The organism is Roseburia zhanii (genome assembly GCF_014287635.1).
GTDB lineage: Bacteria > Bacillota > Clostridia > Lachnospirales > Lachnospiraceae > Roseburia_B > Roseburia_B zhanii.
In genome coordinates this window covers 164,430-177,721 of the sequence record NZ_JACOPH010000007.1, presented here as the reverse complement: position 1 = coordinate 177,721, position 13,292 = coordinate 164,430, and the positions used below count along the sequence as shown (strand labels likewise).

General features: G+C 44.1%; 13 protein-coding genes and 1 pseudogene. All 14 read right to left on the bottom strand.

Annotation, left to right across the window (positions count from 1 at the left end; genetic code table 11):
* Positions 1–389: pseudogene (locus H8S17_RS16530) on the bottom strand (sensor histidine kinase); the annotation flags it as partial.
* 252 nt (positions 390–641) lie between these two features.
* The gene (locus H8S17_RS09975) at positions 642–1,349 is read right to left on the bottom strand and encodes a LytR/AlgR family response regulator transcription factor (RefSeq protein WP_243238044.1); all 708 of its coding nucleotides are present in this window, start codon (positions 1,347–1,349) and stop codon (positions 642–644) included.
* A gap of 422 nt (positions 1,350–1,771) precedes the next feature.
* Complete coding sequence (locus H8S17_RS09970; protein ID WP_006859185.1) at positions 1,772–2,026, bottom strand: helix-turn-helix domain-containing protein; 255 nt, start codon at positions 2,024–2,026, stop codon at positions 1,772–1,774.
* 8 nt (positions 2,027–2,034) lie between these two features.
* Positions 2,035–3,825, bottom strand: coding sequence for a VirD4-like conjugal transfer protein, CD1115 family (locus H8S17_RS09965; RefSeq protein WP_186867189.1), 1,791 nt, complete (start codon positions 3,823–3,825; stop codon positions 2,035–2,037).
* A complete protein-coding gene (locus H8S17_RS09960) occupies positions 3,810–5,360 on the bottom strand; it encodes a DUF3991 and toprim domain-containing protein (RefSeq protein WP_117947344.1) in 1,551 nt (516 codons plus the stop codon). Before H8S17_RS09960 ends, H8S17_RS09965 begins: the two co-directional genes overlap by 16 nt.
* 39 nt (positions 5,361–5,399) lie before the next feature.
* Complete coding sequence (gene mobP3 / locus H8S17_RS09955) at positions 5,400–8,204, bottom strand: MobP3 family relaxase (RefSeq protein WP_117947345.1); 2,805 nt, start codon at positions 8,202–8,204, stop codon at positions 5,400–5,402.
* A 10-nt stretch (positions 8,205–8,214) separates the two neighbouring features.
* A complete protein-coding gene (locus tag H8S17_RS09950) occupies positions 8,215–9,705 on the bottom strand; it encodes a hypothetical protein (protein ID WP_243238043.1) in 1,491 nt (496 codons plus the stop codon).
* 87 nt (positions 9,706–9,792) lie between these two features.
* Positions 9,793–10,212, bottom strand: coding sequence for a PIN domain-containing protein (locus H8S17_RS09945; RefSeq protein ID WP_118177352.1), 420 nt, complete (start codon positions 10,210–10,212; stop codon positions 9,793–9,795).
* Positions 10,196–10,438 carry a hypothetical protein gene (locus H8S17_RS09940; RefSeq protein ID WP_015517141.1) on the bottom strand — a complete coding sequence of 81 codons (243 nt, stop codon included), beginning with the start codon at positions 10,436–10,438 and terminating at the stop codon, positions 10,196–10,198. Before H8S17_RS09940 ends, H8S17_RS09945 begins: the two co-directional genes overlap by 17 nt.
* A gap of 66 nt (positions 10,439–10,504) precedes the next feature.
* Positions 10,505–10,909, bottom strand: coding sequence for a hypothetical protein (locus H8S17_RS09935; RefSeq protein WP_186867188.1), 405 nt, complete (start codon positions 10,907–10,909; stop codon positions 10,505–10,507).
* A 14-nt stretch (positions 10,910–10,923) separates the two neighbouring features.
* Entirely contained in the window at positions 10,924–11,502 is a 579-nt protein-coding gene (locus H8S17_RS09930; RefSeq protein ID WP_117947347.1) for a hypothetical protein, read from the bottom strand.
* A gap of 1 nt (position 11,503) precedes the next feature.
* Positions 11,504–12,142 (bottom strand): DNA cytosine methyltransferase, encoded by a 639-nt coding sequence (locus H8S17_RS09925; protein ID WP_006857340.1) that lies wholly within the window; start codon positions 12,140–12,142, stop codon positions 11,504–11,506.
* Between the two features lie 502 nt (positions 12,143–12,644).
* Positions 12,645–13,007: a DUF3846 domain-containing protein gene (locus tag H8S17_RS09920; RefSeq protein WP_186867187.1), complete on the bottom strand. Its 363-nt coding sequence runs from the start codon at positions 13,005–13,007 to the stop codon at positions 12,645–12,647.
* A gap of 14 nt (positions 13,008–13,021) precedes the next feature.
* Positions 13,022–13,276 carry a DUF6103 family protein gene (locus tag H8S17_RS09915; protein WP_006857299.1) on the bottom strand — a complete coding sequence of 85 codons (255 nt, stop codon included), beginning with the start codon at positions 13,274–13,276 and terminating at the stop codon, positions 13,022–13,024.
* Positions 13,277–13,292 lie beyond the last annotated feature (16 nt).

Genomic DNA, 13,292 nt, shown 5'->3' with positions numbered 1-13,292 from the left:
TCCGTAAGTACCGCAATTTTTATTCTCTCTTCTTTTTCAATGGTATTCTGCATGAACTCCATAAGGATAAGGTTAATCGCAACCAGTCCCACCGAAAGAAATAAAAATACATTCTGCATATCATCGTTTTCTGAATAAAACATAAGAATGAAACCGACCACCGTAAATACAGGAACACAGAAAAACTGTAACCATTCTTTTCCTGTAATCAGACCGCAGCTTTTTCTTGTCTTGCTAAATCTTCTGATAAACAACATCAGAATGATAAAAACCGTCTTTGATATCAGTGCCTGTAAAAACCATTTTTCTTGGATTGAACCTCCTCTTCCCAGCAAAACAGTCACATAATCAATCAATACAAGCATTGTATAGTTGATGATTGAAAACAAAAACTCTGCCGGAAGGAAACTTCATAATAAGCCAGATTCAGGAAAGACATAACCAGTATAATCGGGATACATTTTAACATTCCGATCCATGCCCCTGTGACTGCTACCAGATAAAGCACTCCGCAATAAACAAAAAATCTATATCTGTTCCTATATCCGCCATCTCTTTTTTCCATAAAAGTATCAAAAAAGTATAGCGTTCCTTTTACTTCCAGCATTTCCGCAATAAATGTCAATACCCAGAATGTCATGTTATTCTTCTCCCTTATACAGCATATATTCCCTCTTTACCTGTGCATATCGTGCCTTGGGAACCGGAATCTTTTTTCCTGTCGTAAGTGTCATCACATAACTGCTGATTTTGGTAATGTATTTCATATTTACAAGAAAACTTAAATGCGCCCGCACAAATCCCATATCCTTTAATTCGTTTTCCAGTTCATCCAGTTTTTTATAAATCTGAAATGTCCCTTTTTCTGTATAAAATACATTTTTGTGAAGCTCTGTTTCTATATAAATGATGTCATCTGCATAAAGTTTTATCGTTCCTTCCACAAAACGAAATTCGAGAATCCTACGGTTTTTATTAATTTCTGCTATCAAATCATCCATACATTCTTCTATAGTATCTGCAAGGTTATCTTTCAGCAGAAAACGGCTTGCTTTCACCTTATATCCATCCAGTGCGTAATTCATGTATGCCGTCACAAGTACAACCGGAAGTTTTGGGTATTTTTCTTTGATCCTCATAGCTGTTTTCAGCCCATCCATCCCCTGCATATTGATATCCAGAAATAATAGCTGACACGCTTCCAAAGCTGATTGTTCTTCGCATAACTGTTCTCCGGATTCATATTCTGTAATAGTAAACTCATAATTCTTTTTTTCACCATAGTTTGACAGCAAATCTGACAAATTTTTTCTGTCATCTATCCTGTCATCACAAATAATAATGTTCATATTTTTCATTCCTGTCTTTGATTGCTCTCATACCTGTAAACCATACAAGTCTCACCTAGCACTCTTTATTATATCAAACAAATCTTCCGCTCGATCATTCTCCGCATCAAATGACTATTTTTCGCATAGAACGACTATCTCCTATAGAAACGCAGAAGCACTGTATCTCAAACTCTTTGAAATACAATGCTTCCCTGCATTTTCTATATCGTCATGTTGATACCACTACTTTATGAATCCCCCACATAATCCATCTGATAATACTTCAATTCTTAGTTTTTTCCAAAAAAATATATTGATGTTTCATATTGCCAACTGTATTTTCTTTTCTCTGTTCTTCCCCTTAAAGTGAAAAGTTCCCTGCACAGGCCACAGTGAACCATACCATAGTTCACCTGACCGGCGCAGTAATCCCTTTGTGCCTATTTTATGATTTCATAGAGCAGGCTGCTCTTTCCTCCGTTCTCACGCCATCTCTGCTTTTTTTGTATAAATCCTGCACATTCCAGATCGTGGATTGCACGCTTGACCGTACTTACAGACAGGTGCAGCTCTCTGGCAATGGTACCGATTGCCGGATAGCATGTCCTCTCCCTGTCCGCACGAGTCTCCAGATACAGATAGACCGCCACCGCCCTGTGTGGCAGCTCCGTTTCATAGATTTCTTTCCTAGTCACCCTGCCTCCTAATCTTCCGTCCGTAAGGTCTGCCGCATCTTTTTCATGGTGTCCGTCAGCGGTGTCTGCTGCATGCCTCCTGTCCTTGCCGTTTCTGCAGGTGTCTCGTCTGGTTCTTCCATACAGCACATATATCTCCGTATGATCTCCTCTTCAATTTCCTGCTTGTCTGCGTATGCTACCTTTCTTGCAGATTTTTCTTCAATCTCATAGGGTTCTTCAAATGTGATTCCCCATTTTAAGAACAGTTTCAGTTTTGTCCGCATAGGGTGAGTCCCAGTCTTTGATACGATAAAGTTTCCTTTGGGCAGTGACTTCAATTCATCCGCTGTCATGAGCGGTCTTTGGATCATCTGGAGGGACTGGCTCGGATCATTCTTTCCCCGGCTGATGGAACCGGACATGACGGTTTTGTTGCCCAGGCTCTTGGAGAGCACTTCCGCTGATTCCGAGTTCGGTGCGAACCCTCCGAAGATGGTATCCTGACAGTTATCAATAATGATTTCTGCGCCCTCTTTCCCATAATTCTTATTAAGCTGGGCAAAGGACTGAATCATGGGTACGATACTCACCCTTCTGGATCGGGACGCTGAGAACATCATCTCTGCACTTTCAATCTTCGGAATCGTTCCGACCTCATCCCAATAGAAAACTACACGGTTGTCCAGCTTTCCTCCGTTCTCGTCTGCCACCACGAGGATTTCCCGGTAGAGCTGCTGTAAGATCAGAGAAATAATAAAATACTTTGTATTGTCCTCCTCCGGCATGACCAGAAACACCGCCGTCTTTTGTTTACAGAAAAGCTCTGCATCAATAGCGGTATCAAAACAGAGTATCTGCTCCAGCTCGGAATCCAGAAAAGCATTCAGTCTGGATAGTGCTGTGGAGAGAACCGACTGCATGGACTGCTCTGCTGTATTTAAGGCTGCCCCTGCAAACCATTTCGCCTTGTGGGTATCCGGGAGTTTCGCCAGAAGTAGCTGGAACTGGTTTTTCCCTTTCACTTTGGATGGTGCAAGTAAATCCTGTATCAGTTTGAACACGCTGATGATATGCCTCTTTCCATCCGGGCAGAATTCCGCAATGAGCAGGATGGCTGCCGTCAGCACGCCTTCTGCCGCATCATAGAAAAATGCATTCTGTCCATAGCTGGAACTGTCCGTACCACCGGAGGAGATAATGGTCTTTGCCGTGATCTTTGCATACTTTTCTGCTTTTGCCTTGGCACTCAAGTCCGTATGGTCTGCAAGATACTCATCCATGTATTTGTTGACCAGATGGAGCATATTGTCACCATCGCTTCTGGTCGGATTACGGAGATCGATGACTGCCGTATGGTAGCCATAGTATTTTTTTGCAATGCCTGCATAGTTGCGGTATAAGTCTCCCTTTGTATCCGTGGTCAGGAAACTCATTCCACAGGCACAGGCATATTCGATGTTGGGATACAGAAAATGTGCGGTCTTTCCGACTCCTGCCGCGCCAATCATCAGGCAATGCACATCCCCGGTATCCACCAGTGCGTATAGTTTTCCTGCCCGCTCCATGCTGCCGAGTACCAGTCCCTGTGCAGCCGGCAGGTTCTCACCCCTGCGCCACAGCTCCGGTTCATAGGGCACCTGCACATAGGTTTCTGCGATTTCCTTTTTCGTGGCAAATCTCGCCGTTCCATGCTGGCCGTCCCCGACAGTCCTGCTCTTGATTCCGTTTAATGTATAATAGTGTGACAGAAGTGACACGCCTCCAATCACGGAAAACATTGCCACCCCTGCGATCACCAGCATCACGACTGGCTGCATAGCATCATTCCTCCCTCCTGATGTTCCATTTTCTGTTCCTTCACAGTCTGTTTTGCCGGCTTCATCTGCTCTTCCCCGCAGTCGATGGCAACAAAAATATGAGCCCGGATGCATTCCATCGCAAGGCTCATACATTTTCTGGCAAGCAGTTCCTGATCTTCTTTTTGTTCTAAGTCTTTTGTATCGAACACCTCCAGTGTTTCTTCAAAGGCTGCCTGCATCTGCCGGATGCGGGTGTTGAAGTTTCCCTTGTCTTTATGCGGCTGATAACGCTTTGACAGATTTTCCAGTATCTGGTCTGCACTAGTTTCCCTGCCAAGTGCGATTCCCTCTTTTTCCATGCACCGCACAAGCACTCCGGTCAAAAGCATCCCCGGTCCGTCAAAGGCATCCATAAGCTGTTCCCTGCCCCTGCCCTTTTTCAGTTCATTATAAATATCCTGATAATAACGGCAGATATAACTTCTGTTGGCATACTTGATGTTGATGGATTCCGTCACTTCTTTCAGCACCTCTGTCCATGCCCTGCATTCCATGACTCTCGGATGCTCCTGTGCCGGAATTGTTTCCTCACCATATCTGCCTTTTAAATCCTCATTCCAGTCTTTGCAGGCTGACTGTAACCTCTTTACCGCACCATATCCATTGCGTACCAGAATCTCTGCCAGTCTGCCACACGCCTCTATGCCTGCCGGATCATGGTCAAGGCACAGCACAACCGTATCCAGTCTGGGATTGTCTTTCAATGCCTGCAGCATGGCATGCTCTGCCACACCGTTTAAGGTGATATAACTGTTCCCCTGCCAGTTCTCTGGATACAAGGACAGAAATGATAACAGGTCAATGGGTGCCTCAAACACATACAGTCTGTTCCCGGTTCCCCTGTATCCAAATCCGTAGGCAGCTTCCGAGCCTTCCTGATTCAGCCGGAAACTCCTGCCGTCAGAACAGCTCCCCTTCACATGGATATGCCGGATTTTCCCCTCGCTGTCCAGTCCGGCAAATACAATGTTGTGATGCTCCGCAGATTCATATATGGTTCCTGCCTTCGCAAAATACGAGAGGATTTCCCTGTCAATATGACGTTTCTGCAGAAGATATGCATAGACTCTCTTCATGGTCGGATTTTTCTCCGGCAGTTTCAGTTCCTTTGGCTCTTTCGGTTCTTTTCTTTCCTCTGTCTGTTCTTTTTCTACAGACTGCCGTCCTTTCTCCGCTCTTCCCGGTTTTCTTTTTGTCTCCTGTCCTTTTCCCCGTTCAATAAGCTGCCCCTGTTCTCCATCCAGCAGGTAGCTTACCGCCTCCGGGTAGGACATCCCAAAGAATTCCTGCATGAAATCAATGGCATGGCTTCCAACCTGTCTGCTGTGGCGATACCAACTGCTCCCCCGGAAAGTCACACTCCTGTGCCGTTTCCAGCGCCATTCATTCCCGGAACGCTCCACCTCCTCATGCTCCCGGCGAAGGATGTCCGCAATATGTACTGCATTGGCACGCTCCTTCTGTTCCTCTGTAAAGTAAATAAAATCTCCCAATCGTACCTCCTCTCATCATTTCTACCACTCCTCCAGTGATCACTGTGTCTGTACCATGTTCTCATGGTCATCCACGGCATGTCCCTGTGCAATCTTCTTCTGCCGGATTTTTCGTGCCAGCTTTCTGTCAATCCCCTGCCTGCGTCCTCCACTCTTTCTTCCAGCCACATTCTCTTCGATGATATGTTCCAGATGCCGCATGAGCCTTGTTGCCATTAAGAACAGATCGGGGTGTGGCATATCATTCCAGTGTTCTAAAAAATACGCTGCATAAATATTTCCCTGCTCTGCGGATTTTAAAAAATAATCGTATGCCAGTTCCTTGTCCTGCTGGACATCCTTTCCGATCAGATACACTTTCCCAAGGGCATATTGTGCATACTGGTTTCCGGTGTCTGCCGCCATCTTCAGATAATGCAGTGCCAGTTCCGTGTTCTTTGGCAGTTCTTCTCCGGCAAGATAAAGTTTCCCTAACCTGTATGCTGCAAATTGATTTTTCTGTTTCGCAGCCAGTGTCAGATACTGTATGGCTGCCGGAATGTTTTTAGTGTCCTCTTCCAGATATATTTTCCCAAGCTGATACTGTGCATAGCTGTTTCTGGCATCTGTGGCACGTTTCAGGTGGAACACTGCTTTTTCCATGTCCTCTGCTACCAGTGTGCCTTCCCTGTACAACCGTCCGATTGCATAATCCGCAAACGGATTTTCCTGTGCGGCTGATTCTTCCAGCCACTTTACCGCTTTTGCAATCTTTTCAACATCCAGCTCTGTCCCAGACTCCCCGCTTAACTTTTGGCTCTCCTGTCTGATATAGAGTCTGGCAAGCTGATAGGAGGCATGGGTGTTGCCATAATCAGATGCCTTTGTCAGATAATGTTCCGCTTTCGTTTCGTCTGCCTCTGTCCCGATCCCATGCAGATACATGCAGCCGATACGATACCAGAGCGTATCATCCTTTGATCTTTTCTCAAGATTCAGAAAACCTAGAAAGGCTGCACGATAACAATTTTCCGACTTTTCCTGATTTTTCTCTGTTCCGCATCCTGTCTCATACAGTTTTCCAAGTTCATACGCCGCATAGGGATTTCCCTTGCTGTAAGAACGGAACAGCAGACTATATGCGGTTTCCTCATCCTGCTCCACTCCTTTCCCCTGCAGATAGAGCATGCCAAGGGAATAGAGCGCATACTTATGTTCCTTTGCTGCCGCCTTGGAAAACCACTCCGCTGCCTGTTCCAGATTCTCGTCTGTGCCAAGTCCGTACTGATACATTTTTCCGATGCGGTATTCCAGATAGGTATTTCTTTTCTTCTGCTCTACATAATGCATTGCCGCTAATGCTTTTTTGTACCACACATCTGCCATTTCTTTATCTGCCTCACAGCCAATGCCCTGCGCATAAATCTTTCCCATGTCGTGCATGGCATACGCATTTCCCTGCTCTGCCTCTTCCAGCATAATCTCATGGGCTGCCTCCTCATCCGGTTCTTTTTCCATTGTGCCGTAGAGATATTCCCTCGCTTCTTTATACCGGTCCGTCCATCTGGCAAAATAAGAAGCGGATTCCCCATGCTCTTCTTCCTGCCTGTCTGGTTCCTGCTCCTCCATCTGTCCAGGCAGGATATCCGGCATGTCCTCCCCCTGCAATGTGGCAAGGCTTTCTGTCTGCTGTTCAGATATCTCTTCCAGCCGTTCCATTCCCGTTTCCGCTTCTTCCAGATACAGATACCCTTCTCCAAAACGGACTGCCTCACGGATGACCATATTTTTAACGCTCTTTAGCTCCTTCTGCTGTGACAGCGGTATCCTCTCTATTTCCGAATCTTTATAGTAATGCTGTATCTCCTCCCTGCTTTTTTGCCATGCCTGATAGCATTCTGCCACACGCTCTTCCTTTGCCAGTTCATCTACAATGTCATTTACGATGGCCTTCACATCTGCCTTTAAGTATCCATATACCTTTTTCCCTCCGGTATTTTTTAACCGTCTGGATAAAAGCTGCATCTGCTCTGCAATCTTGAGATTATGACAGACTCCCTCCTGCATTTGCTGCAACAAAAAAAGCAGACTTTTTTCTGCCTGCTCTTTTAACTGGTTTCTCTGTTCGGTTGCCTTCTCATAGATGCTTAGAAACTCCTGCCGGAAAATATCATGTGCGTATGCAGAACGCATGGCATCAATTCCCTTTGCCGTCAAGTATCCCTCGGACGGATCAGAAGAATAGACCACCAGATGCACATGGGGATGATGGGATTCATTGTGGAATGCCGCATACCATTTCAGGTTCCGGCTGTCTATCTTACAATTCTCACACAGCAACTGCACCCTGCTCCTCAACAGTGCCTGCCACTGGGCGGCACTGTCATAGCCTAACCGCTCGGCATCCTCCCTCCGCAGGCTGATGACATTCGTCCAGATCACACCGGGATGATTTGCCACCTCTTCTGCCACACGGGACAGCACCACTGGTTCTCCCTCATTTGAAAACAGACCGTGAGTACCTATGATTTCTACTCCCGGTCTGTTTGCCAGATAATCCATATAATTTTTCTTTTTCGCTATGATGTCAAGGTTATTTTCCAACGCCTGCGTAATAAACTCCGATGCATTTTCTCTGGTTGGTCTTTGGATATAATCGTGATACTCATGCATCCGGTTCGCATCGGGAATCTTTGCCAGAATATCTTCAATCAGACTTTTCTGCCGGTCGGTGGCTGGCAGTGAAGATGTCGTGCTGCCTACCTTCTCCACGCCCTCACGGGTGCCGATGTAATTGATGTAATTAGCAAGGTGTGCGGGCGGGGAGTTTTTGAGGTAGTTGCAGCGTAGGATAAGTTTTGGCATGGTGTCCTCCTTATTGGTCTGTCCCTAATTCCTTTTTCAGCTTTTCTGCTATTTTATTGAAATAATCTCTTTCTCCAATAAAGTGCATATCGCCAACTGCCTGATATATATTCAATATTTCCAGAACACTCTTATAGTCGTTGCCATCTCTTTTATTTCCAACAAGTGCTTTCACAACATCATCAAATCTGCTCTTATCCTTTTTATAGGCAGCCAGAAGCATCTCCAGATCATCTATTGTCATGATATAACATTCTGGGTCCTGCTCAAATATTTCCGGCAATGAAGCCATGATCATCTGCGTATTAGTCATACTCTCATACAAAAGAAAAACCTTTATTACTGGTTTCTCCCCTCTATATTCCTGCTCTGATACTTTCAACTGCTCATATGCCTCTTTTATGTTCCTGTTATAAAATGTATCAATCTGCCCAACATCCGGCACCTGCTGTTTTGCTCCCAGTCCAAGTAATCCTGATTTTAACTCAAACAAAAATACCGCTTCATCCACTTCAACATAATAATCTGCACTCTTTTTTCTTTCCTCTGGAATCTTATGCCATGAATTCTTGGGCAGATATAAACCTGCCAGTTCTTCAAAGTAATCCTCAAACATCTCTCCAAAAGCATTTATAAATTTTTGTCCCCAATGATTATTGTGATAGTAATCCCGAATCAGCCAGTACAATCCATCTGCTATCATCATCTGTACCAAATAGAAACTGACCGCAATCGTTTCTTTTGTCTTTTGCGTAATCACAAATGGTTTGTTGTAAAAAATCTGTTTTCCCAATGATGAGTTTCTCACCTGTTCATAGGTCACAGAATAATAACTTATAACCTGCTCCAGATTTTTCTTTGTCAGAATGCTATTTTCTTTTTCTCTATATAACTCTTCCGGTGCGCTTAATGGATCTGGATGAATAGAACACAGCCACCAGATAATACATTCTACTTCCAACAATTCCTCTGCTGTAAGTCCAAATAATTCATTTGTAATCACATTGATATCAACTATTTTTTCCCTGTTAATATTAGGCGAACCGATCAGCATATGGTAATTGCGGTTATAGTTCTGATATATCCATGCCGGATTTGCGTATTTAAATTGTTCATATGACATTCCCATCAAATATTTGAATATACTAGGCAGTCCATTATTTCCAATATATTCACTTCCTGAATGCTTATTTTCATACCCACGATACAGGTTGACCACTCTTCCTGCTAATTGTTCTGTCATAATATCATTTCTGTAATCATTGGAATTCGTGATAGAAAGATATGCCATGTTTGGAATATCCCATGCCGATAACATGACTTTTGCCTGCTTATGTATAAAACCATGCTGAATAATGTTTAAAGGAAATGTAATATTACATACCAAATGTTCATCTAATTTTTCTACTTGATTTTTATATATTTCAATAGATTTTTCTGCAAAAAAATAGATAAAATCTCTGGTAGCATAGTTCTTAATGAACCCTTCAAAATCTTTCAACTATGTTTCCTCCTCATAAATTCACAGCTTTTAAGAGTACAGAAAAGACCACTACCGAAGTAATGGTCCTGTATTCCCTTCTGATAATTAATTTTTTTCTAACTCTCTCAACAACTCGTCTGGGAGAATTACTTTTACTCTTGAATGCTTAAAATCAGCCGGATTTCGTGTAACAATATAATCTGCCATGGCCTCAACTGCACATTCTTCCTGCAGACCATCTTCAAAATCTGAAAATGCATTGTTTTCCAATGCAGCTACTATCTTCTTTTCATTCAAATCAGAAATCTGAAATATCTCACATAAATTTTTCAGAAGAAATCTTCTTTCTTCCTGACTGAAATTTTTTCTAAGAATATAAAACAAGTTTGGTATGCTATGTGCCGCAAGTATTCCTGTGATTTCCCTTGCCGCACATTTTTCCATAATTCTTTTTGCATCATCAGCATATGGTTCCCGATTGGCAAGTGCATCTATAATAATATTTGTGTCAACCAATATTACCATACTTTTCCTCCCTTGCCTCCTGTAATTCCTTATCTGCGTCAAAATCTTCCGGTAATCTTCCGCTGAACTTCAGCACATTCTGGAGTGCTTCCATTGCCTGTTTCTTATCTGCAGGTCTGTTGGATGACATTTCCTCAAGATTCTGAAGAATATTGATCACATAAAACATTTTTTCATCTGGAATACGTTCTATCAGCTCAACTGCCCGTTCCTTCATCTGTGTCATCATGCACCACTCCTTCCTTTTCTTTTATCATACTGTAAGTCTTACCGCATTTCAATAAATTATTTCTTAAAAACGATCCCCCTGCTGATATTGATATGCATCCTCAAATCTCACTGCTCCATTGATCCGTTTCACCTCTTCTGCACACTTTGCCTGCAGCTTTCCGAGTGCCTGCTCATCCACGCCATGGCTGTATGCAATCACATGGGACAGCTTGGAAGTTTCCACTGCAAGTTTATACATTGCACGAGCCATGCGGTTCTCGCTGTCCTTTACCGTTGCATGCATGACAGAGGAGATGGTTGTCAGCATATAATTTTCTATTTTTTCCGAAGTGAGATATCCGATATAAAACCGCAGTGCCTGATTGACAAATTCATTTCGTGAACGCACATCTGCCTGTGGTAACAGGGCATCTACCTGCCCCAGCAGTTCTTCTTCAACGTAAAATGCTTTTCTGACTTTTTCCATTCTCCTCCATCTCCTTACATCTGCTGGCTCATTCCTGTACTCTGCTCCTCAGTTTGTTTCTGCACAGCCTTTAATATCATGCTCCTGTATGCTTCTTCGTTTTCCGCACTGATCGACATTTCAATTCCGTCCATCATATTTTTGACTCTCAGATTATCCGCAGCATAATAAAAGGTTTCACCACTATACTCTCCCCTTTCTCCATGCCTTGGAAATCCTATGTCACAAAATTCCTGCAGTTCTTCCTCTCCCTCCCGGAAATGGAATGATACCGTATCCTGTTCCATATCGATTTCAATTCCAAATGATGCCTGTTCTTTCACTGCAAGTTGAAACATCTGCTCTTTTTTAACCGCAGTAAACAATTCTTTTCCCTCTATTTCTTCCGGGAACAAATAATTGCCTTTCGTCTGTTCCAGCATTGGTGCTGCACATAATCCTTTTTGTGGAGACATCGGGTCATTCAGCACACCTTTTAGACTATGCAGAAAATCAGCTACTGCAAAAGGGTAACTGAAACCTCCCGCATGTTCCGAAAAGAAATAGTGTTCCTTTCCGTTTTCGTGAACGGTATAAATTGCTTTTGTATTCATTTCATCCCTCCTCACAAATATCTACGATATGCTCACACAGTTTCTGCGGTATCACACTGCGCTCCCTCGAACCTTTCAGTCCCTGCGTTCCTGTCTTGCTTCCCCTCGGTGCCGGTACATGGCATGAATCACCGTTATGACACATCGGCAGAAATTCAGGGTTCGGATGATTCGTCCAGATATCAGTCGGTTTCATTCTGTTATCTCCATACTGGCAATAGGTCACTGTATATCTTGGCAGGTTCTTCATCCATTCCATCTTGCGCATGCCGCCTCTCGGATTCTCTATAAAATAATACTTTGGCTGTAGCTGCTCAATGAGTTCCAGCACATGTTTGTCTACCCTGTCACAGAATTTTGCATATGCACTGACCGGTTCAAGACTTCCTGTCTCTGGATTCTTTTTTCTGTGATGGCTGATCGCTGCAATACTAAAAGTAGCGCAGTCAGGACTCGCCCAGATGACATCCGGTTTTCCAAAAAGTTTTAAGATATCCTCCGCCGTCACCTTGCTGATGTCCTCATACAGATCAATGTTTTCAAAATCTTTCGACCATTCCACACTGAATACTTCATGTCCCCGTTGTTCAAAGGCTTTCCCGATACTCCTTGTTCCTGCAAATAATTCCAATACTTTCATCGTCCCATTCTGGTAGTGGTGCGCACCTCACCCCATGGGACTACTCATTTCCTCCTTCTTTTTCCTCTGTCTATAGACTTTTTTCCCTGTTTCCGCAAAAGGCATAACTTCTGCCGGCCTCTACTGCCTGATTGCGCTGTATCAAAAATAAAAATGGCATAACCTTTCCGAAGCTTCCCAAAAAGTTATGCCATGCTTAGAACTGCCCAACGGCTCTGCCGGTGGGCGTCTGACGGGTTAAGCCGCTCTTTTGCGGCATAACCCCTTTAACCTGCACTATTTTCGACCCTGTTTTACAGCCCCCTTTCATCCCCATTTTCGGAGTCTTATATGCCTCCGCACTCCGGGTTTTCTGTTAATTCCTCCAAATTGGCTCACACAGGGCAGAATACTGCCTAGTCGGTTACTTTATCCAGTTTTGCAGAATAACGGCACACGTTGCCACACGCAGGCTCACACGGCGGTGTCTGTTCCGTTTCCTTTCCATTGTCCTGCCACTTTCTCAAAAAGCGAGGATGGTCATATGCGGCTCCAGTTCCGGCTCCTGCCCTGTAAACTGCTCAATCCCTCCAAATCGTCTGGTATATTCCTCGATCTGCTGCTCTGTCAGGGAAATGAAATCACCGTCCGGGGTATCCCCACAGATAAAAAATGGACCGCAGATGATGTCAGCACCATTCCTGCGGTTCGGCTGCATTCCATTTAGTTTCCCTTCAGCGTTGATTACTGCCACACATCCATCTCCAAAACCAACGCACTCAATGTCCCCCTCCACCTCTGCCTGACTTGCCTTAAAGTCATTCGCAATCTCTTTCACACAGGGAGGTTCCCCCGGCTCTACTTTCAGAATCTTTATCTTGTCCATGCTTCCTCCGTTCCCTACTCATTCTCCGCAGCACTGCCGGATGCCACACTGTTTTTGCCCTGCTGGCGGTTTGCCTTTTTGATTGCAGGCGGCACATCCCCTCTGCTTTCAATGTACTCACGGACCGCCTGCGGCACATATTTCTCATACATTTTCCCAAGGACTTCCTTCAGCTCCGCATCAAAATCTGCGTCCTTTTTTCCCATATACTGTTTCACAGCATTTAACTTTTCCTCATCATATTTGATCGTAACGACTGCCTGTTTCATCACTTTACCTCCAAAT